The following is an 18,773-nucleotide window of genomic DNA, read 5'->3' on the forward strand; positions in this document are numbered from 1 at the left end:
GCACCGCCCACCTCAACAAAGGAGACATCAATGGGAATCTGCGACGGACGCGTCGTCATCGTCACCGGCGCCGGCCGCGGAATCGGCCGTGAGCACGCGCTGGCCTTCGCCGCCGAGGGGGCGAAGGTCGTCGTGAACGACCTCGGCGCCGGCCTGGACGGGTCGAACGTCGGCGAGTCCCCGGCGGAGCAGGTCGTGGCGGAGATCAAGGCCGCCGGCGGCGACGCCGTCGTCAACGGCAACGACATCTCCTCGTGGGAGGGTGCCCGCGACCTCGTCCAGCAGGCTATCGACACCTTCGGTGGCCTCGATGTGCTGGTCAACAACGCCGGCTTCCTGCGCGACAAGATGCTCGTCGGTATGAACGAGAGCGACTGGGACAACGTCATCAACGTGCACCTCAAGGGCCACTACGCGCCGCTACGTCACGCCGCCGAGTACTGGCGCGCGGAGTCCAAGGCCAGCCGTGCGCGCCAGGCGCGGGTCATCAACACGTCGTCCGGCGCCGGCCTTTTCGGCTCGGTGGGCCAGGGCAACTACGCGACCGCCAAGGCCGGCATCGCGCTGCTGACCATCCAGACCGCGGCCGAGATGAAGGGCTACGGCGTCACCGCCAACGCGATCGCCCCGTCCGCCCGCACCCGCATGACCACCTCCGCCGGTGAGGCCATGGCCGCGCAGATGGCCGCCCCCGAGGACGGCTCGTTCGACGTGATGGACGCCGCCAACATCTCGCCGCTCGTGGTGTGGCTGGGTTCGGAGGAGTCCGGCGATGTCTCCGGCCGCGTCTTCGAGGTCGAGGGCGGCAAGGTCACCGTTTGCGACGGCTGGCAGCGCGCCGCCTCCGAGGACAAGGGCGCCAAGTGGGATCCGGCCGAGCTCGGCTCCGTGGTCCCGCGTCTGCTGTCCGAGTCGCCGGCCCCGGTCCCCGTCTACGGCGTCCGCTGACCTGACGCCGGGTCCTGCGCACCCCCGCGCCCGGCCCGCGCGGTTGCAAGACATCGCCGTCCTCCTGCAAGACAGATTGGTCGAGAATCCGGTCTGGAATCGCATCCGAAGTCGTGCAGGGCGTGACGGTTATCTTTCAACCGAGGTTCGGGTGTCGAGAGCACACCGTGAGCGAACAAGAGGGAGCCCCGCACCTAAAGGGGTGCAGGGCTCCTCTGATCAGAGGGCGTGTGGCGGCCGAGGCCGGATCAGATCAGGGGCGCGGGCAGTTCTGTGCGTCGACCGAGCCGAGGCCGGCGAGCTGATCGATCTGCGCCTGCGGCAGGTCGCACAGCGGGAAGCCCGGCAGCGGCGGAAGCTGGACGTTGGCGCCTGCGGCGGCACCGACGGCTGCGCCGCCGAGGGCGGCAGCGCCGCCCAGCGACAGGATCGGCAGCAGGCCGCCGACGCTCGCCTCGACACTGCTGACAGTCTCGAGGGAGGACATCGCACCGTCCCTCGAGCCGAGGTTGGTCGAGGCGGTGCTCATGTCGAAGGCGTTCTCGATCGAGCCGGTGAGCGACGTGAGCGAACCGTTGACCTCGGTGAGGTCGCCGAAGGAGCCGGTGAGGACATCGGCGCTGCCGCCGGTCGAGCCGCCGTTGCCGGTCAGCGAGCCGAGCAGCCCGGTGTCCGGATCGGACAGCGAGTCGGAGAGGTTGCCGATCGAGCCCGCGATGTTCTCGGTGACATCGCCCGCGACGACCGAGCCGATGACCGGCTCGAGCGACCCGCCGCTGTCGATCGAACCGCCCAGGGGACCGGTGATGTCGCCGGCAGATCCGTTGGTCAGCGAGCCGGAGACGCCCGTACCGATGTTCTCGGCCGAGCCACCGATGCCCTCGGTGGAGCCGTCCGGGAAGTTGGCGGACAGCGGCGGGAGCGCAGCCGAACCGCCGAGCGGGTTGAACCCGGCGGAGCTGGGGAACGCCGCAGATCCAAAGAGCGGGTCCGAGCTGAGCGTGGGCAGGTCGGACGAGCCGCTGAGTGGGTTGAGGTTTCCCGAACCGCCGGCCAGATCGCCGCCGGAGCCGGCCGCGGTGCCGGCGGAGCCGGTGATCGCGCTGACCAGACCGCCGATGGGCGTGGATCCTCTCAGCTCCATGGGCCCCGTTGTGGCCGTAGTCACGTAAGAATCCTCTGAGTATGAAGATTTGTCAATGGCGTGCACTCGTTAGGCGACCTCATCGTGTCCGCGGCGATGACGCATGGCTGACGTGCACCAAGTTGGCGAATCAACCACTCCGGCCGGCGCGCGACCTCTCCGCGGGCTCGCAGATCACCACCGGAATCACGCGGCTCGTGTTTGCCTGATACTCAGCAAAATCCGCGTAACGCTCGACGAGCCGCGGCCACAACTCGGCCCGCTCGCCCGGGGTGGCCTCCCTCGCCGTCATCGACCTGACCCGGCGGCCCACCTGCACGGTGACGGACGGGTCCGCCAGGATGTTGCGATACCACTGCGGATGCGAGGGCAGCCCGCCCTGCGAGGCGACCAACAGGACGCGGTCTCCGTCCGGGATGTGCAGCAACGGGACCGTGCGTGGTTCGCCGGATTTGCGCCCCGTCGTCGTCAGCAAACACACCGGGACCGGCGCCCGCTGCGCCGATCCCACCCGCCAGGTCCCGCCGATCCGACCGCCCGTGCGCTGGTACAGCCACGTGTTGGCCCGCGACATCACCTTGATCACGCCGACGACCCACGGCGCGCCACGCCGTGGGTCGTCGGTGCCGGTCTCGGGCTGCTGATCCGTCACTTGCCGCCGGCCATGGGTGCACGGACGATTACGTGCTTGCCGGGGAAGAACGCCGCGAGCTCACGGCGGCTCTCCTTGAGCGCCAGCAGGCCGTATCCCTTCTTCCGCTCCTCCGGGTGGATCCAGATCGCAACGTCAACATCGCCGTCGTTGACCTGCTCGCCGAACACGAGGCCCACCTGGGTGCCCCGCGCGCCGTCGACGGCGACGAACCACATCGCCGACTCGGCGTCGATCCGTTTCAGCCCCTCGCGGCGCTCCTGCTCCGTGCGGCTCTCGTCCCACGTGCCGCCCGTCGCCGACGAGGCGTCGGTCGAGCGCGCCTTGTACAGCGCACTGTGCTCGTCCGAGTCGCGGAACGGGTGCAGGGCGAAGCTCGACGGACTCGAGGTGTCCGGTTGCTCGGTGGCGCCGCCGACGAACGACTCGAGCGGGGCGCGCAGAACCTCGCGCGCCTCGTCCGTCGAGACCGCCAGGAGGTGGGATACGGCCTTGACCGCGTCGTCCGTGCCGGAGGCGGACGAGATGGCGGCAAAGATCTCCTGCCGACGTCCTGCGGCCGCCTCGATGACGTTGCTGCTCATGTCAAATCCTCTCGATGATGCTCGCCGAGGCCTGGGCGCCGCCCGCGCACATGGTGATGAGGGCGCGTTCGCCGTCCGTGCGCTCGAGCTCGTGCAGGGCGGTGGTGATGAGCCGCGACCCGGTGCTGCCGACGGGGTGGCCGATCGCGATGGCCCCTCCGTTGACGTTGATCTTGTCCATGTCGGGCCCGTGCACCTGCGCCCAGCTTAGGAGCACGGAGGCGAACGCCTCGTTGCATTCGAAGAGATCGAAGTCGGAGATCGACATGCCCGAGCGGTCGAGGACGCGCTGCGTGGCCTGGACCGGGCCGTCGAGGTGGTATTCGGGCTCGCCGCCGACCAGTGCCTGGTGGACGATGCGCGCGCGGGGCTCGAGGCCGTGCGCCTTGGCGACGTCCTCGTCCATGAGCAGGACCGCCGCCGAGCCGTCGGACACCTGGCTCGAGGTGCCGGCGGTGTGCAGGCCGCCCTCGAGGACCGGCGTGAGGCCGGCGAGCGCCTCGGCGGTGGTCTCCCGCAGGCCCTGATCGCGGGTGACGGTCACCGTCTCGCCGGTGTAGGTGCCGTCCTTGAGGCGCTCGGGGGCCTCGACGGCGAAGGTTTCGCGATCGAACCGGCCTTCGTCCCACGCGCGCTGCGCATTGGCCTGCGACCGGACGCCCAGCTCCTCGAGATCGGCTCGGCTCAGGCCGCGACGCTTGGCGATCCGGTCGGCGGCCGTGAACTGGTCGGGCAGATCCACCGTCCAGTCGTCGGGGCGGGGCATGCCGTTCTCGCCGTTGCCGACGGCCGCGCGGAGCGCGATCCAGCTCATCGACTCGACGCCGCAGGCGATGCCGACGTCCACGGCACCCGCGTGGATGAGGTTGGCGACGAAGTGGTTGGCCTGCTGCGCGGACGAGCACTGACAGTCGATGGTCGTGCACGCGGTCTGCCAGGGCAGGCCGGAGGCGAGCCAGGCGCCGCGGGTGACGTTGTTGCCCTGTGCGCCGGCCTGGGTCACGCAGCCGCCGACGACCTGCTCGACCAGGGTGGCGTCGATGCCTGCGCGGCGGACGACCTCTTTCTGGGAGGCGCCCAGCAGGTGCGCGGGGTGGAGGCCCGACAGCGCGCCGCGTGCCTTGCCGATCGGGGTGCGTACGGCCTCGACGATGACGGGATTTCCCATGGTTTTCCTTCCGGGAATCCGGCCGGAGGTAGGCCTGGCCGGAGCTGAACGTGTTCTAGTATGGTGTGTGGAACGTGTTCTAGATTACAGCCCGGGCGAGGGGTTCGCAGTATCCGGGTTGTGGGAGCGAACACCTGACGCAAACCGACGCGGCCAAGGAGTGCCAGTGCAGCCAGTCACCATTCCCGAGGGGTTCGACTTCACCGACCCGGAGCTCTACCAGAAGCGACTTCCGCATCCGGAGTGGATGCACCTGCGGCAGACCGAGCCGATCTGGTGGTGCGCCAACGAGCCGGGCGCGGACGGGTACGACGACGACGGCTACTGGGTCGTCACCAAGCACGCAGACGTCAAGGAGATCTCCCGGCGCACCAACGAGGTGTTCTCCACCTGGGAGAACACTGCGATCCCGCGCTTCGCGCCCGGGACCGAGCGCGAGATCGTCGAGATGACGCGCTTCCTGTTCATCAACCAGGACGGCGACGAGCACAAGAAGTACCGCCGCATCATCTCCAAGGGGTTCACCCCGCGGAACATCGCGAAGATGCGTGAGAACCTCGCCGAGAAGGCGCGGAACATCGTGGAGACCGCCGCTGCCAAGGGCGGGGGAGATTTCATCACCGAGGTGGCCTCCGAACTCCCGCTGCAGGCCATCGCCGAACTCATCGGTATCCCGCAGGAGGACCGCCACCAGATTTTCGAGTGGTCCAACAAGATGACCAGCTACGACATCCCGGAACTGGCGGACGAGTCCAACGCCGCCAACGCCGAGATCCTCGGCTACGCCATGGAGCTGGCCGCCAAGCGCGAGGTCGACCCGCGGGACGACCTGGTGACCAAGTTGGTCCAGGCCGACGTTGACGGCGAGAAGCTCTCCGCGGACGAGTTCGGCTGGTTCGTGGTGCTGCTCGCGGTGGCCGGCAACGAGACCACCCGTAACGCCACGACCCACGGGATGATCGCGTTCCTGGACAACCCGGACCAGTGGGCGCTGTTCAAGGCCGAGCGCCCGGACACCACCTACGACGAGATCCTCCGCTGGGCCTCGCCGATCTCGTCGTTCCAGCGCACCGCCACCGAGGATGTCGAGATCGGCGGCGTGACCATGAAGAAGGGCGACCGTGCCGCGATCATGTACGGCTCGGCGAACTTCGACGAGGACGTCTTCGAGGATCCGTTCACCTTCAACATCCTGCGCGACCCGAATCCGCACCTGACGTTCGGCGGTAACGGCCCGCACTACTGCATCGGCGCCAACCTGGCGAAGCTGCAGATCGAGCTGATCTTCAACGCGATCGCCGACCACATGCCCGACATCACCTCGATGGGCGACGCGACCCGCCTGCGTTCGGGCTGGCTCAACGCCATCCAGGACTGGAAGGTCGACTTCAAGTGCCCGGTCATTCACTGAGCTGACACCGCACCCACGGCCGCGCACCCTGCGGTGGCCGAGCAGCCCCGGTCTCGTCTGCTGTCGCAGGCCGGGCCGGGGCTGACGTGTTTCCGGGGTCGCCCTCGCACGGGGGAGACGCTCCCGCGGGAGGTGGGGAGGCGTACGCGGCGAGGGAGGCGCCCCGAGCGGGACCGGCTGTCCTAGCTCGGGCGGTACCAGGACATCGCTGCGCACGTGCCCGCCTGATCGGCACCGCAGGCCGGGTGTCAGCCGGTGAGGCCGTACTTCTCGCCGAAGCGGTGGAGCGAATCGATCTTCTGCTGGGCCGTGGCGTCGTAGCCGAGTCCCTCGATCATCCACGGCAACACGATGATGTCCGTGACCCCGGCCTCGGCCAGCTCGGTGAAACCACGGGTGCCGAACCTGTCCAGGCAGACCACCTGGATGGCGAAGGGCTTGCCGTCGCCGCGGTCGGCGAGCGAGCGGCCGCTGGCCTCGAGCAACTCGCGCAGGCGCGTGACGGTGGCCGCGATCTCGTCGAACTTCATCATCGCGCTGGTCCAGCCCTGGCCGATCCGTGCCGCACGTTTGAGGGCTATCTCGGTGTGTCCACCCACGTAGAACGGCACCTGCTCGGACGGGGCCGGGGTGAAGATGAGCTCATCGAAGTCGAAGTGGTCGCCGTGGAACTCCATCCACTCGCCCTTCAGTCCCTCGCGCATGATCATCAGCGACTCGTCGACCCGTTTGCCGCGACCTTTGAACGGGGCGCCGCACCATTCGAACTCGTTGGGGTCCCACCCGATCCCCACGCCCAGGTCGAGCCGGCTGCCGGTCATCAGTGCGACGGAGGCGACCTGCCGGGTCAACAGCAGCGGGTTCCGCGGCCCGACCTTGAGCACCTGCGGGGAGAACCGGATGGTCGAGGTGGCCCCGCCCATCGCGGCGGAGGCGATCAGTGGCTCGACCCACTCGGTATTCTCATCCCACATGCGCGAGCCGTCCGGCGTGTACGGGTACTCCTTGTCCTGACGACGCGGATGGAACAGGGAATCCGGCAGGACGACCCGGTCGAATCCGGCGGCCTCGGCGCCGCGGGCGATCGAGATGTACTGGTCGACGGGGGAGAATGAGACCGGGACGGAGAATTCGACGTCCACTACACGTGCCATTTCAGTTGTCCTTCCGGAGTGCGCCGGCGATGGCCGCCCGGTCGTCGTCGGTGAGCGGCCGCAGGCCCGAGGTCAGCGCGACCTCCTGTTCCCAGAAGGCGCGGAGGGAGACCAGGCGGCCGTCGGAGTCGACGCGGTAGTCCACGGCGATGTCGATGTCCATGATGTTCTCGCCCATATGCGTGCGCATGGTGCCGATGCACAGTAGTTCGTCGCCGGCGGCGATCCCGCGGTCGAAGCGGAACTCGATGTGGTCCGGGGTGGCCACGGCCTTTTCCCAGAACTCCAAAAGCCGCTCGGTACCGCGGTGGCCGACGCCCTCGGCGTCGAACATCGACGGACCGACGGGGTCCTCGATGCAGCCCTCGGGCGCCCAGCCGGCGATCCAGGCGTCAAGGTCACCGGCGTTGGTCGCGGCCCACGATCGGCGGGCGGCGGCGTAGGCCGGACTCGCCAGAGCGGCCTCGCTCAACTCGAGCGGCCGGTACTGGCCGGACTCGTCCAGGTAGGGGTTGTTCATCGCTTACGATCCGTTCCCACGACCCACATCGAGAAGTACTGTGAACCCCCGCCGTAGGCGTGCCCGAGGGCCTTCCGGGCGCCGGGGATCTGGTGCTCGTCGGCGCGATTCATCACCTGGCGGGCAGCCTCGGCGAACCGCAGCATGCCCGAGGCTCCGATCGGGTTGGAGCACAGGACGCCGCCGGACGGGTTGACCGGCAGCGAGCCGTCGCGCGCAGTGACGCCGGACTCGGTCATGCGCCAGCCCTCGCCCGGTTCCGCGAACCCGAGACTCTCCAGCCACATCGGCTCGAACCAGGAGAACGGGACGTAGATCTCGGCGGCGTCGATCTCCTCGGCCGGGTTGGTGATCCCGGCCTCGGCCCACAGCGCGGCCGCGGCATCGCGGCTGGCCTGCGGGTTGGCGTAGTCGCGCCCGGCGAAGGTGCCCGGCTCGGTGCGCAGGGCGGTGGCGTGGATCCAGGCGACCTGGCGGCCGGCGGACTCCACGGCCTCGGCGGCCTCGGCGTCGCCGATCACGATCGCGCACGCGCCGTCGGAGGACGGGCAGGTCTCGTCGAAGCGGATCGGGTCCCACAGCATTTGGCCCTCGAGCACCGTGTCGACGGTGATGTCGGGCTGCTTGAGGTGCGCGTAGGGGTTGATGGAGCCGTTGAGCCGGTCCTTGACCGCGACCATGGCGCCCACGTGCTCCGGGGCGCCGTTGCCCCGGATGTAGGAGCGCACGTGCGGGGCGAAGTAACCGCCGGCGCCGGCGCCGACCGGCGCGGTGAACGGCACGGGCAGCGAAAGGGCCCACATGGCGTTGGACTCGGACTGCTTTTCCCACGCCACGGCCAGCACGCGCCGATACCGCCCCGACTGGACGTGGGAGGCGGCCACGATCGCGGTGGATCCGCCGACGGAGCCGGCGGTGTGCACCCGCAGGAGCGGCTTGCCCACGGCGCCCAGGGCATCGGCCATCATCAACTCGGGCATCATGACCCCCTCGAACAGGTCGGGGGCCTTGCCCACGATCACCGCGTCGATGTCGTCCCAGCCCACACCGGCGTCGGCCATGGCGGCGTCGATGGCCTCGCGGCAGAGGCCGGCCATGGAGACGTCGGTGCGGCGCGAGACGTGGTGGGTCTGACCGGTGCCGAGCACGGCGGCGGGCAGGCCGGAGCTGTGGGCGCTCATTCGGTGCGTCCTTCCAGGAGGCAGATGAGGTTCTGCTGCAGCAGATGGCCGCTGGTCGCGTGGGCCAGGGCGCGCTCGGTGCCTCCGGACCAGATGGCCTCGGCGGCGTAGCCGATGCGCTCGAGCCCCGCGGAGAACAGCGGGTCGGCGACCAGCGAGCCGCCCGACGGGGTCACCACGACGTCGCTGGGCAGGTCCAGCGCCGCGCGGAGGAGCAGTTCCTGGTGCGTGTACTGGGTGTGCAGCTCGGCGACGCCGACGCCGCCGAGGTCAGGACGATCCGACGACGACGACGAGCCACTCGCCCGGACCGCGGCAGCACGGGCCGAGGGCGAATCCGTGAGATCGCGCGCCCCGAACTCGGCGGAGTCGGCGATGTGCTCGATCCCCGAGATGTAGGCCGGGTCGGCGACCAGTTCGCGGGCGCGGTCGCCGGCGGCGAGGATGATCGCGGCGGCGCCGTCGGTGACGGGCGGGCAGTCGTGGCGGCGCAGCGGGTCGGCGATGTACGGCTCGTCCAGGAGTTCGGTGGCGTCCCGGCCGTGTGCGCGGGCGGCGACGGCGGCCATCTCGGCCTCCGACCAGCGCCCGGCGTCGATGCCGGACCGGGCCTGCAGCGCGGCCACGTGATGGCGGCCCGGCCACAGCGGGGCCACGGTGTAGGGGTCGAGTTGCAGTGCGAGCGCGGTGTCGAGGTCCGCGCTGGCGGAGGCCTTTCCGAAGCCGTAGACCAGTGCGGTGTCGGCGTGGCCGGCGGCGATCTTGAGGTACGCCTCGAACAGTGCCCAGGCGGCGTCCATCTCCACGTGCGACTCGGAGATCGGCGGCACGGCGCCGATCGAGTCGACGGCGGAGATGAAGGAGAAGGCGCGGCCGGCCAGGTAGTCCGACGAGCCCGAGCACCAGAACTCGATGTCGGTGCGGTCGAGGCCGGTCTGCCGGTAGCACTCGGCGAAGACGGGGGCGAGCATCTCGACACCGTTGGTCGTGCCGAACGTGGACTCGGAATGGCGGGCGTGGGCGAAACCGATGACGGCCACGTCCCGGGGAGCAGTCTGGGTCACGAGGTGTCCTCTACAGGTGTGTGGCGACGGTGGCGGGATCGGTGTCGGGCTCACCGCTGGGCTCGAAGTGCGTGATGGCCTTCATGGACGCGGGCCGCTCGGACTCCGGCGCCCACACCGCGCGCACGCGCATCCCGATCCGCATCTCCGAGGCCTCGCAGCCCAGGACGAGGTGCTGGACGGGAACGTCGGAGCCGTCGAGCAGGATGTAGGCCGTGACGTACGGGGGCTTGATCTCTTGCCCCGCGAACGGCACGTTGACGATGCCGAACGTGGTGACGGTGCCGACGTCGGCGACCTCGAGGTACTCGCCCATGGCCACCCCGTCGGACGGGCAGTAGTCGCGCGGCGGGACGTAGACCTCGGGGCCGTTGGAGCGGCGGCGCCCCAGCATCCGGCCCTGCACGATGGCGCGTAGGAACTCGCTCTCCGCGGGCGCGGCCGTGTGGGTCACCGACAGGCCGATGGGGGTGACGATCCCGGTGACGGGCTCGCCGTCAGTGGGCGGGGCGTCGGTGTCGGTGTGGTCGTCGTCGTGCCCTTCGGGGACCACGCACGCGATGTCGTGGACGTCGCCACGTCGCTCGGCCGACCACCGCACGCGCACGCGCATCCCGGTGCTGACGGCCTCGGGGCCGTCAGCTGCCAGGGCCAGGAGCATGGCGGTGTCCGCGCCGTCGAACCGCACGAGCGCCCAGGCGAACGGCGTGTCGAGCGGGTTGAACTCGGTGGGGTCGGGAACCCAGGTCCAGGCCACGACGACGCCGCCGACCCCGTCGCCCGAGCCGACCTCCACTGTCTCGGTGAGCGGCGCGCGCGTATGCGGGTCGAACTCGACCGGCGGGACGTGCACGGTGCCTTGGGAGTCGCGGGTGCCCACGATGCGGCGGTCGCGGAGGCCGGTGAAGAACGCTCCCAGCACGGGGCCGGTCGACCTGGTGTAGTTGAAGGACGGCGTCAGCGAGGCGGACAGCACGGGCTGGTCCGGCGAGGTGATATCGACAACGATCTCTCTGGACGTCACACCCGTAAGTAGAACACGTTCCATCGAGTTCCGGGCGGCTTTTCGTGGTGTGCGTCACGCGGATCCGGCGGCGTGGGTCACACTGTGTCCATGAAATTCGCCTTGCAGCTCGGATACTGGGGCGCGCAGCCGCCCACCGATCACGCCGACCTCGTAGTGGCCGCCGACCGGGCGGGGTTCGACACCGTCTTTACGGCCGAGGCGTGGGGGTCGGACGCGTTCACGCCGCTGGCCTGGTACGGCTCCATGACGGAGAACATCCGCCTGTCGACGGCCGTCGTGCAGCTCTCGGCGCGCACGCCCACGGCCACCGCGATGAGCACCCTGACGCTCGACCACCTGTCCGGCGGCCGCTTCTGCCTGGGCCTGGGCGTCTCGGGGCCGCAGGTGGTGGAGGGCTGGTACGGCCAGCCGTTCGCCAGGCCGCTCGCGCGGACGCGGGAGTACATCGACATCATCCGCAAGGTCCTGCGGCGCGAGGAACCCGTGACCTCGGACGGCCCGGCCTACACGCTGCCGTACGCCGGCGACGACGCCTCCGGTCTGGGCAAGCCGCTCAAGTCGATCGTCCACCCGCTGCGCGAGGACGTACCCATCTGGCTGGGCGCCGAGGGCCCCAAGAACGTGGCGCTGGCCGCGGAGATCGCCGACGGCTGGCTGGGCTTCCTCGCCTCCCCGCGCACGGCGTCGGAGTTCAACGCCTGGCTCGACGAGGGCTTCGCCCGCCCGGGCGCGCGCCGCACCCGCGAGGACTTCGAGGTGGCGTTCCTCTGCCAGCTCCACATCACCGACGACCGCCGCGCGGTGCTCGACGCCTACAAGCCGTTCACCGCTCTGTACGCCGGCGGCATGGGCGCGGAGGAGAAGAACTTCCATGCCGAGGCGTTCCGCCGCATGGGCTTCGCGGACGAGGTCGAGGAGATCACCCGCCTGTTCCGCGCCGGCCGCAAGGACGAGGCCGCCGCCGCGGTGCCGGACGAGATGGTGGAGGCCACGGCGATCATCGGCGACGAGGCGTCGGTGCGCGAGCAGATCGCCGAGTGGGAGGCCGCCGGCATCACGATGCTCGTCGTGACCTGCCGGTCGGTCGAGGAGATCGAGAAGCTCGCCACGCTCCTCGACTGAGGGGCTTCGGCGGGGCCCCCGGCGCGGCGGCGCGCTGACCTGGGGTGCCCTGGAAGGGGCGTCTAGGGCACGGCACGTGCGCGGGGGTGACCGCCGAGGACATTCGTATTACACTAGTCGCCATGGAGCGGAAGATCGAGGGTCGCGATGTGACCGAGAGCCAGATCGACAAGTGGGTCGACGAGGCGGAAAAGGGATATGACCCGGAATGGCTCCGCCCGCGAATGGGCAGGCCGGTTCGCGCGGGTGGCACGTCCAAGGTCGTCCCCGTCCGTTTGACGGACGCTGAGCTCGAAGCCGTGATGGCACGTGCGGAGCGCGAGCACCTCAACCGGTCCGACGCGATCCGCAGGGCACTCGCGGAGTGGGCCTCGGCCTCGTGATCCTCCGGCGGTCGGCGTTCAAGCATGGCCTGACCGAAGGGGAGATTCGCACCGCATTCGATTCTCCGCTGCTGACCGGTCCACTCGACGATGACCATCCACAACGCATTCTTGCCCTGGGGTTCGACACTGTGGGTCGGGTGCTCGAGATCGTCGCGCTGCGGTATGACGATGGTTCTATCGAGATCATCCACGCAATGAAGGCTCGGAAGGCTTACCTGGATCTTCTCGACTGAGGAGGCCGTCTACGGGGCGTGGATGCTCTTGGGCTCTCCGGTGTGGTCCACGAGTAGGTAGCCGCTCAGGTGGACCTCGTTGCTCACGTACACCCGGTACTGGGGCAGGCCCTGCTCGTCGGCGTCGATGATGACGTACGTGCTGGTGGGGTCGGGGATCCCGAGGGTCTCGGGGGCGCCGCGGACCACGGAGGCGACGAGGGCCGGGTCGATGTCGGCGATCCGGAACGTCGGGTCGGGCAGGGGTGAGGCGGGCGAGTCGTCGCGGTCGTCCCAGCCCCCGCGGTAGGTCATGCGGAACTCGCGGCTGGGGTGCTCCACGTCGGGCCAGGTGAGGACCGCGTACTCGGGGTACACCACGAGGTCGGTGGCCACCTCGGAGCCGGCGGCGTCGGGTGCGGTGTCGCGGATGCGGGTGAGGCCCTCCGCCGAGAGCGCCGAGGGGGTGTCGAAGACGCGGGCCTCGCCGTCGTCGCCCCCGGCCCCTCGTCCCCCGCGGGCGCGGGCCGGGCGATCACGGACTCGCCGGGGTCGTCGATCGGCCGCGTGTCGTCGCTCAGCGGCGCCAGCGCGAGGAACAGGCCCAGCGCCCCGGCGAGGACCACGGCGGCCACGCCGACGCTCTTGCGGGTGGACCACTGCGTCGGCACCTCGATGTCGCGGATCTGCTCGGCGGAGAGGGGGGTGGTGCGGTGGGGTGACGACGACGAGGTGTTCGTCCGACGGGCGGGCGTGCGGCCGGCGGGGAGGCGGACCTTGCCCTGGAGGTCGGCCACCAGCGGGCGGAGGTCGTCGAGGTGGCGGGCGGCGGTGGCCGCGCGGACGCGTTCGTAGTGCTCCACGCGGTCGAGATGCCCGGAGTCGTGGGCCGTGTCCAGGGCGTCGAGCACGGCGGCGCGATCGGCGTCCGTGGCCCGGAGGGGCGCCGGACCAGAGGTGGTGGCCATGGCCCCGAGGATAGCCGCGGGTGAGAATTCCGTTACCCCCGCGCGGGCCCGGCCGGGTCCGGTGGCGGGATCAGTTCGGGGCGTCCACGCGCAGGACGTCGCCGTCGTGGTCGTAGCGGACCGTGCCCAGGCGTTCGCCGGCGTGCACGGCGACGGTGAACTCGGGCTCGCCCAACACGTCGGCGAACACCGAGACGTGACTGACCGGGGCGCCCTCGCGGCCCAGCTCGGCGGGCGCGGACTCGAGTGCGTCCATGACCGTGGTGGCGTCGATCCCGTCGAGCCGGAAGGTCGCCGACTCGGTGCGCGAGTGGAACGAGGGTTCCTGCCACTCGCCCCCGCTGAACTGGTGCGACAGGCGCTTGCCGGGCTCGGTGGGGTCCTCGTACATCAGGGTCGCGCGGTTGCCGTGGACGGTGAGGACGTCGATCGGGGCGTCGCCGAACTCCTCGCGGGCGGCGGCGAGCATCCGCTCCAGGCCTTCGCTGGTGTGGAGCGGGCCCGGCTCGGCGGGGGCGGAGATCGACGGGAGGCCCGGGCCCGGGGTGTCGTGGGGCAGGGAGGCGACCACCGCGACGCCCAGCACGACGAGGGCGGCGGCGACGCCCGCCACGACCGGCCACTGACGCCGGCGCGTGTCGCCCGCGGGCTTCTCGCCCCCGTGCTTCTCGAGCCCGGCGGCGTCCCCGGCGCGGGCCGGGCGGCCGCTCTCGTCGGGCAGGTCGGTGGTGACGCCCTGCAGGTCGGCCACGAGGGGGCGCAGCTCGTCCACGTAGGTGGTGCGGTGGACGGCGCGGGTGCGCTCGAGGTGCTCGAAGCGGTCGAGTTGGCCGTCGGTCATGGCGGCGTCGAGGGCCTTCCACACCGAGTCGCGCTGGGCGTCGGTCGCGCGGAGTCGGCGGCGCGGCGACTGGTGAGAGCGCGAGGGGCGTTGGGGATTCGGGCTCATGACGACGAGGATAATCCCGCCTCCGGCGCCCGGCGTGTGGCCGTCGTGTGCCGCGCTGGGCCGAAGTTCCGACGTCGTGGCGATAACACGTTCTAGTGTGGAGGGCATGACTGCGTCCGCCCCGTCCGTTCCCGCCGACGCCGGCATCCTCGACCCCCGCACCGGGGAGCACGTGACCAGCGTCTATCGCATCGCCCAGGCCGAGCCCGGCCGCACCGCCGTCATCGAGGCCTCGGGCCGCCAGGTCATTTTCGGCGAGCTGGCCGACGCCGCACACGGCTACGCGCGCGGCCTGCAGGCGCTGGGCCTGACGGCCGGCGACGGCATCGTGCTGCTGGCGCCCAACGGGATCGGCTTCCTCGAGGTGTACTTCGCCGCCCTGGAGATCGGCCTGTACGTGGCGCCGGCCAACTGGCACCTCACCGGGCCGGAGGTGGCGTACATCCTGGAGAACTCGGGCTCGACGGTGTTCGTGGCCGACGAGCGGTTCGCCGACGTGGCCACCGCCGCCGCGAGCGAGGCCGGGCTCGACCCCGCGCGCTGCTACGCGATCGGCGACGTCCCGGGCTTCCGGCCGCTGGCCGAGCTCACCGCGCCCGCCGAGGGCTCCGACCCGCTGCCGCGGGACCGCACGCTCGGCGCACCGATGCTCTACACCAGCGGCACCACCGGCCGGCCCAAGGGTGTGCGGCGCCCGCTCACCGGGGCGAGCCCGGACCAGGTGACGGTGCCCAACTACTACTTCTTCGCCGGCTTCGGCATCGAGGGCTCGGACAACGTCCACATCTGCGGCTCGCCGCTGTACCACACGGCCGTGCTCAACTTTGTGGCCATCTCGCTCAACCTGGGCCAGGCCGTGGTGCTCATGGACAAGTGGACGCCGGAGGAGATGCTGCGGCTCATCGACGCCCACGGCGTCACGCAGTCGCACATGGTGCCCACGCAGTTCTCGCGGCTGCTCGAGCTGCCGGAGGACGTGCGGGCGACGTACGACGTGTCGAGCCTGCGGACGATCGTCCACGGCGCCGCGCCGTGCCCGCAGCACGTCAAGCAGGCGATGCTCGACTGGTGGGGGCCGGTGCTCACGGAGTATTACGCCGGCACCGAGGGCGGCGGTTGCACCATCACCGGCGAGGAGTGGTTGCGCAAGCCGGGATCGGTGGGGCGGCCGTGGCGCACCACCACCCTCAAGATCCTTGACGACGACGGCAACGAGGTGCCCACCGGGGACACCGGCAACGTGTACCTCCAGATGCACGGCTCGCGATTCGAGTACCACCAGGACGCCGAGAAGACCGCCAAGACCTACGTGGGCGATCTGTTCACGATGGGCGACATCGGGTACGTCGATGAGGACGGCTACCTGTTCCTCTGCGACCGCAAGAACGACATGATCATCTCCGGCGGCGTGAACATCTACCCGGCCGAGATCGAGGCGGAGATGACCCGCCACGACGCGGTCCGCGACGCCGCCGTGTTCGGCATCCCGCACGCCGACTGGGGCGAGGAGGTCAAGGCCGTCATCGAGCTGGCGGAGGGCTACACCGAGTCCGACGAGCTCACGGCGCAGATCCTCTCCGACCTGAGCGCCCGGCTGGCCAAGTACAAGATGCCGCGCTCGATCGACGTGGTGGACGAGCTGCCCCGCCAGGCCAACGGGAAGCTGATGAAGCGCACGCTGAAGGATCCGTACTGGGCGTAGCCGGGGACCTGGACCGGCCCTGAGAACGACCGCACCCCCTGCCGATCGGCAGGGGGTGCGATGTTCGGTGTCAGCGCTGTGCTGCGCTCGGGTGCGGCGGGATCAGCTGCCGAGGTCGCCGAGCGAACCGGCGAGCGAGCCGAGCGGGGTGCCGGCGATCGAGCCCTGCACCGGGGTGCAGGTGCCGCTGCCGACCGGGTAGGTGCCGGTCAGGGTGGCGGTGCCGGTCATCGAGTTGGTCTCGGGGGCGACGGGGCCGCCGACCTGGACGCCGACGCCCGTCTTGGCGTCGAGATCGCCGAGCTTGTAGGTGAGCGTGAAGCCCTCCTCGACCGAGCCGGAGACGGTGGGCTCTCCGGCATTGTCGGACCAAGCGTAGTCCGGCATGCCGAACACACTCGCACGCGGCTTGAAGAACGACACGCCGACGTCCTGGGAGGTGGGCGCCGCGGTGAAGGTGTTCGGCTGGAACGTCAGGGTGAGGACCGCGTCATTGATCGGCACCTGGGTGGCGACCGGCGTACGCCAGTAGAAGGTGTTGCCGTTGATCCAGTGCTGGAGCTGCAGCTCGCCGGGGCTGTCGAAGCCGGAGCTCAGCTCGGAGACGAAGCCGCCATTCGCGGGGCTGTTGACCGGCTTGCCGTCGCGGTCGAGGTAGAGGTCGCCCTCGCCGACCGTGCGGGCGTTGATCGCCTCGGCGACCCAGTTGACGTCGCAGCCGACCGAGCGGTCGCCGTCGACGGTACCCAGGTTGGTGCCGAGAGCGGGGCCGTCGTCCTCGGGCGCGCCGATGGAGCCGAGCGAGCCGGCCGGGATGCTGGAGCCGGCCGCGGTCGAGGCGGCCTGGGCCTCGAACATGAACTCGGCGGACTGGGCGTTGGCGAGGGGAGTGGACGCCAGGGCGGCGACCGCGAACGCGGCGAGAGTGACGCGAGTGCGCATGGATTCTCTTCCTTACGTGTGGAGGGATGTGACATGGGCGATGTAAGCACGTCTCCAAGCGATTGGCTACCCGATAAGAGTTTTGTGAAAATATTCATCTATTTAGAATCTTCTGTAACGTCCCGTGCTTCCAGCCGGCTCGCACATGGCGAGAACACGTTCTACCCTGGGGGCATGGCCACGACCCCCACCGCCCGCGACCTCACGCTCGCGCAGATCCTCGAGCGGCAGCAGCAGTCCTTCCTCGCCGACCCGCAGCCCGGCGCCAAGATCCGCCGCGACCGCATCAGCCGGCTCAAGAAGCTCGTCCTGGACAACGCCGCCGAGCTCACCGAGGCCATGCGCGAGGACTACGGCTCCCGCCCCGAGACGCTCTCCACGCTCTCCGACATCGCCTCCTCGATCCCGGACCTGGACCACCAGCGCGGCCACGTCCGCAAGTGGATGAGGCCCACCCGCCCCTCGCGCGCCCTGGACCGCCTGGGCTTCACGCAGCAGATCCGGCACGACCCCAAGGGCGTCGTGGGGATCATCGGCCCCTGGAACTTCCCGCTCTACCTCACGATCGTCCCCGCCGGCTCCGCGCTGGCCGCCGGCAACCGGGTGATGATCCGCCCGAGCTCGGTCACCGCGCACACCACGGAGGTGCTCTGCAGCCGGGCGCCGGAATACTTCGCCGTCGACGAGCTGGCCTTTGCCGGCCCCGAACACGGCCGCGGATCCGACTTCTCCCGCCTCCCGTACGACCACCTGTTCTTTACCGGCTCGCCCGGCGTCGGCAAGTCCATCGCCCGGGACGCCGCCGAGAACCTCACCCCGGTGACCCTCGAGCTCGGCGGCAAGAACCCGGTGGTCGTGGACGCCTCCGCCGGCCTCGAGCGGGCAGCGCGCAACATCGCCTCCGCCCGCCTGGTCAACGGTGGTCAGGTCTGCATGTGCCCGGACTACGTGTTCGTGCACGACGACCAGTACGACGCGTTCTGCGAGACCGTGTTGGACCAGTGGCGTCGCACCCTGCCGGCGATCGTCGGTAACCCGGACTACACCGCCACGGTCAACACCTCGAACTACGAGCGGATCGTCGGGCTGGTGGACGACGCCGTGGCCAAGGGCGCGACCAAGCGGGAAGCCGCACCGACGGGGGAGCGGCTGCCGGACGCGCTCACCCGGAAGATCGCGCCCACCCTGCTCACCGGGGTGACGCCCGAGATGGACATCGACTCCGACGAGGTGTTCGGCCCCGTCCTCACCGTCTTCGGCTACCAGAGCGTCGAGGAGCCCATCCGGTACATCAACGACCGGCCCAGCCCGCTCGTCCTGTACTGGTACGGAGAGAAGAACGAGCGGTTCGAGACGGTGGCCGACCGCACCCGTTCCGGCAACATCTACGGCAACGACTTCGGCATCGGCATGGTCTCCTCCGCCATCCCCTTCGGCGGCGTAGGCAACTCCGGCATGGGCTCGTACCACGGCCGCTACGGCTTCCGGACCTTCACGCACGAGCGGGCGGTGGCGCTGCACTCGTTCGACTACTCCGCTGCCGACTTCATGGTGCCGCCGTTCGGCCCGGACAAGAAGCGGCAGGCGTCGATGTACTTCGGCGCGATGAAACTGCGGACGCGGCTGGGGTTGTAGCCCG

Annotated in this window: 20 protein-coding genes; 7 read left to right on the forward strand and 13 right to left on the reverse strand. The window is 70.1% G+C overall.

What is annotated here, in order from left to right:
* Positions 1-30: 30 nt before the first annotated feature.
* Complete coding sequence (locus tag VYL96_RS03330; RefSeq protein WP_061227398.1) at positions 31-948, forward strand: SDR family oxidoreductase; 918 nt, start codon at positions 31-33, stop codon at positions 946-948.
* A 253-nt stretch (positions 949-1,201) separates the two neighbouring features.
* Here the strand turns inward: VYL96_RS03330 and VYL96_RS03335 are convergent, their stop codons facing one another.
* The 4 genes from VYL96_RS03335 to VYL96_RS03350 all read right to left on the reverse strand — a co-directional run bounded on the left by VYL96_RS03335 (position 1,202) and on the right by VYL96_RS03350 (position 4,496).
* Positions 1,202-2,116 (reverse strand): hypothetical protein, encoded by a 915-nt coding sequence (locus VYL96_RS03335; RefSeq protein WP_131885708.1) that lies wholly within the window; start codon positions 2,114-2,116, stop codon positions 1,202-1,204.
* A gap of 106 nt (positions 2,117-2,222) precedes the next feature.
* A complete protein-coding gene (locus VYL96_RS03340; RefSeq protein WP_061227396.1) occupies positions 2,223-2,744 on the reverse strand; it encodes a nitroreductase family deazaflavin-dependent oxidoreductase in 522 nt (173 codons plus the stop codon).
* Positions 2,741-3,328, reverse strand: a complete 588-nt coding sequence (locus VYL96_RS03345) for a GNAT family N-acetyltransferase (RefSeq protein WP_061227395.1) — start codon at positions 3,326-3,328, stop codon at positions 2,741-2,743. The genes VYL96_RS03340 and VYL96_RS03345 overlap by 4 nt, the downstream gene beginning before the upstream one ends.
* A 1-nt stretch (position 3,329) precedes the next feature.
* Positions 3,330-4,496 carry a steroid 3-ketoacyl-CoA thiolase gene (locus VYL96_RS03350; RefSeq protein ID WP_061227394.1) on the reverse strand — a complete coding sequence of 389 codons (1,167 nt, stop codon included), beginning with the start codon at positions 4,494-4,496 and terminating at the stop codon, positions 3,330-3,332.
* Positions 4,497-4,662: 166 nt separating this feature from the next.
* On the opposite strand from VYL96_RS03350, the gene VYL96_RS03355 reads away from it, so the two are divergent.
* On the forward strand, positions 4,663-5,907 hold the full coding sequence (locus VYL96_RS03355; protein WP_061227393.1) for a cytochrome P450: 1,245 nt from the start codon (positions 4,663-4,665) through the stop codon (positions 5,905-5,907).
* A 248-nt stretch (positions 5,908-6,155) separates the two neighbouring features.
* On the opposite strand, the gene VYL96_RS03360 is transcribed toward VYL96_RS03355, so the two are convergent.
* From VYL96_RS03360 to VYL96_RS03380, 5 genes are read right to left on the reverse strand one after another with little or no spacing between them, the layout of a single operon-like run.
* Positions 6,156-7,061 (reverse strand): TIGR03619 family F420-dependent LLM class oxidoreductase, encoded by a 906-nt coding sequence (locus tag VYL96_RS03360; protein WP_061227392.1) that lies wholly within the window; start codon positions 7,059-7,061, stop codon positions 6,156-6,158.
* A gap of 1 nt (position 7,062) precedes the next feature.
* Positions 7,063-7,581 (reverse strand): nuclear transport factor 2 family protein, encoded by a 519-nt coding sequence (locus tag VYL96_RS03365; RefSeq protein ID WP_131885709.1) that lies wholly within the window; start codon positions 7,579-7,581, stop codon positions 7,063-7,065.
* A complete protein-coding gene (locus VYL96_RS03370) occupies positions 7,578-8,762 on the reverse strand; it encodes a thiolase family protein (RefSeq protein WP_061227390.1) in 1,185 nt (394 codons plus the stop codon). The genes VYL96_RS03365 and VYL96_RS03370 overlap by 4 nt, the downstream gene beginning before the upstream one ends.
* Complete coding sequence (locus tag VYL96_RS03375; RefSeq protein WP_061227389.1) at positions 8,759-9,826, reverse strand: thiolase family protein; 1,068 nt, start codon at positions 9,824-9,826, stop codon at positions 8,759-8,761. Before VYL96_RS03375 ends, VYL96_RS03370 begins: the two co-directional genes overlap by 4 nt.
* A 10-nt stretch (positions 9,827-9,836) precedes the next feature.
* On the reverse strand, positions 9,837-10,874 hold the full coding sequence (locus tag VYL96_RS03380) for a Zn-ribbon domain-containing OB-fold protein (RefSeq protein WP_082767556.1): 1,038 nt from the start codon (positions 10,872-10,874) through the stop codon (positions 9,837-9,839).
* A 66-nt stretch (positions 10,875-10,940) separates the two neighbouring features.
* On the opposite strand from VYL96_RS03380, the gene VYL96_RS03385 reads away from it, so the two are divergent.
* From VYL96_RS03385 to VYL96_RS03395, 3 genes are all read left to right on the forward strand, one after another.
* Positions 10,941-11,975, forward strand: a complete 1,035-nt coding sequence (locus VYL96_RS03385; protein ID WP_131885710.1) for an LLM class F420-dependent oxidoreductase — start codon at positions 10,941-10,943, stop codon at positions 11,973-11,975.
* 122 nt (positions 11,976-12,097) lie between these two features.
* On the forward strand, positions 12,098-12,358 hold the full coding sequence (locus VYL96_RS03390) for a ribbon-helix-helix protein, CopG family (protein WP_061227387.1): 261 nt from the start codon (positions 12,098-12,100) through the stop codon (positions 12,356-12,358).
* Positions 12,340-12,594, forward strand: a complete 255-nt coding sequence (locus VYL96_RS03395; protein ID WP_061227386.1) for a BrnT family toxin — start codon at positions 12,340-12,342, stop codon at positions 12,592-12,594. Before VYL96_RS03390 ends, VYL96_RS03395 begins: the two co-directional genes overlap by 19 nt.
* 9 nt (positions 12,595-12,603) lie before the next feature.
* Here the strand turns inward: VYL96_RS03395 and VYL96_RS03400 are convergent, their stop codons facing one another.
* The 3 genes from VYL96_RS03400 to VYL96_RS03410 form a co-directional block, all read right to left on the reverse strand.
* Entirely contained in the window at positions 12,604-12,915 is a 312-nt protein-coding gene (locus tag VYL96_RS03400) for a hypothetical protein (RefSeq protein ID WP_157076971.1), read from the reverse strand.
* On the reverse strand, positions 12,885-13,541 hold the full coding sequence (locus VYL96_RS03405) for a DUF1707 SHOCT-like domain-containing protein (RefSeq protein WP_061915893.1): 657 nt from the start codon (positions 13,539-13,541) through the stop codon (positions 12,885-12,887). Before VYL96_RS03405 ends, VYL96_RS03400 begins: the two co-directional genes overlap by 31 nt.
* 70 nt (positions 13,542-13,611) lie before the next feature.
* Positions 13,612-14,490 (reverse strand): DUF1707 SHOCT-like domain-containing protein, encoded by an 879-nt coding sequence (locus tag VYL96_RS03410; protein WP_061915890.1) that lies wholly within the window; start codon positions 14,488-14,490, stop codon positions 13,612-13,614.
* A 106-nt stretch (positions 14,491-14,596) separates the two neighbouring features.
* Between VYL96_RS03410 and VYL96_RS03415 the strand changes: the two genes are divergently transcribed.
* The gene (locus VYL96_RS03415) at positions 14,597-16,192 is read left to right on the forward strand and encodes an acyl-CoA synthetase (RefSeq protein WP_181366016.1); all 1,596 of its coding nucleotides are present in this window, start codon (positions 14,597-14,599) and stop codon (positions 16,190-16,192) included.
* Between the two features lie 102 nt (positions 16,193-16,294).
* Here VYL96_RS03415 and VYL96_RS03420 read toward each other — a convergent pair whose 3' ends face one another.
* Complete coding sequence (locus VYL96_RS03420; RefSeq protein WP_061915886.1) at positions 16,295-17,134, reverse strand: hypothetical protein; 840 nt, start codon at positions 17,132-17,134, stop codon at positions 16,295-16,297.
* 174 nt (positions 17,135-17,308) lie between these two features.
* Between VYL96_RS03420 and VYL96_RS03425 the strand changes: the two genes are divergently transcribed.
* A complete protein-coding gene (locus tag VYL96_RS03425; protein WP_131885712.1) occupies positions 17,309-18,769 on the forward strand; it encodes an aldehyde dehydrogenase family protein in 1,461 nt (486 codons plus the stop codon).
* Positions 18,770-18,773: the final 4 nt, after the last annotated feature.

It is taken from the genome of Dietzia maris (assembly GCF_036287335.1).
Lineage (GTDB): Bacteria > Actinomycetota > Actinomycetes > Mycobacteriales > Mycobacteriaceae > Dietzia > Dietzia cinnamea.